This window comes from Polaromonas sp. P3_C2, from assembly GCF_056402675.1.
Map to the genome: position 1 here is coordinate 1 of NZ_JBFUGX010000769.1, position 1758 is coordinate 1758.

Consider the following 1758-nt stretch of genomic DNA (forward strand, 5'->3'; position numbering starts at 1 on the left):
GTGCAGGCCTGCCTTGACGCTGCAGACCGTTTGTCGCCCATGTTTTCCGGCGCCAGCCGTATCCGCAGCAAGGGCCGCCTGGCAACGTTGGTGGTTCGCACAGCCAACGAAGACATCGAAGTCCAGGCACCCGCACTGCTTTTGGACCAGGCCTTCAGCCTGTGCGACGGAACACGCACTGTCGACGAAATCCTGAAGAGTTTCGGGAACGCGCAGGAGCGCTCTGAGTTTGCCCAATTCATGGAATTCCTGCTCGCCGAGGGCGCTTTGATCGACGCCAGCCTGGTGAGCGCACACGCTGCGCACTACGCCTTTCAGTTCRGCCCTTTCGGCCTTTCAGCGGCCGCCAAATTGACAGGCAGCATTGCAGCACGCTTTTTGTGGAATGAAGAGCAGTCCGAGGAAACCCTGCCCGAGTCTGCCGCCAGAGTGGAAAGCACGCCGCTTGACCCTTTCTTTTCCGCGCGCACAACAAGCTATACCTTTGATGACAAGCCGGTATCCATTTCCGCGCTGCACAAACTGCTTTGGTCCCTCGCCGGTGTAGTCCGGGTCAAGCATCCGCGAATAGGATATGCGATGCCGCAACGCACCATCGCGTCTGCAGGTGGCATGCACCTGGTGGAGGTTTACGTGGCGCTGCAACGCCAGGTCGGTGACTATCTGCCCGGCGTGTACAAGGTTCAATACCCCGACGAGCGTACGGTATTGCTGCACCCCGTCGGGAACACACCGCCGCAGCTGGCCCTGGCCTTCGGCAAGCCCTGGGAGTTAACCTACGCAACGGGTGCCGTTTTCCTCGCCGCCGATCCGGCGATTGCAGCGACGCGCTACCGCAACCGCTCGCTCCAGTACCTCTTTATGGAAGCCGGTGCAGCGCTGCACAACGGCGCACTCAGCGCCGGTGCCCTGGAGCTGGGCTACGCAACAATAGGCGGGTATTACGAACGGCCGATCGCGCGCATGTGCGGACTCGGCCGGCAACTGCTGCTGGGTTCGGCCATGTTCGGTGTCAAGGCTACTTCCGAGCAAATTGCCATGATGGAGCGGATGCCGCTGATCGATTTTGCCTGGGTCAACGGCGAATCCGCGCTTTACTCCATGGGTTTTCACCTGGCGCGTGCAAAAATTCTCGATGAGAATGACGAGCGGCCGCACACCTGGGGCCGCGGAACAGACCCATTGCTGGCGGTACGCAAGGCCATTGCCGAAGCCATAGAGCGCGAAGGCTTCCGGCAACCGCGAGGCATCGTCGAAGGTAGCATCGCCGAGGTCGAGCATGCACTGGATCCCCGACAGTTCGTCTGCTACGCGGAGAAACAGTACGAGACTTCGAATTTCTTCTATCAACCATTCTCAGAAACACAATCCTATCCTTGGGCAGATGCGTTGAACCTGGAGACGGGCAAAAGGGTCCGGGTGCTGGCGGAACTCGTTTTTTCACGCAACAGCCTTGCTGCCCTCGGACACGACACCTCACGCCCGTATACCCAGGTGACATCCTCAGGTTGCGCCGCCAGCACCACTGTGGAAGACGCTACCGTTAGAGCACTACTGGAGGTGGTGGAGCGCGATGCGTTCATGCGGCATTGGCTTGCTCAAAAGCCAGGAACCCTGGTTCCCGCTGAACAATGGCCCGAGGACATTGCGCAGCGCATCGGCACCTTGCAAGCGGCCGGCTGCAGGGTGACGGTCCAGCATCTGCAAGTGCCATGGGCGCACGTGGCACTGGTTTCCGCGCAGCATGACGCCCAACAC

General features: G+C 60.4%; 1 protein-coding gene. It reads left to right on the top strand.

The features are described 5' to 3' along the window. On the top strand, positions 1-1758 hold a 1758-nt coding region (locus AC1DWI_RS21740; RefSeq protein ID WP_477725738.1), incomplete at both ends, for a YcaO-like family protein.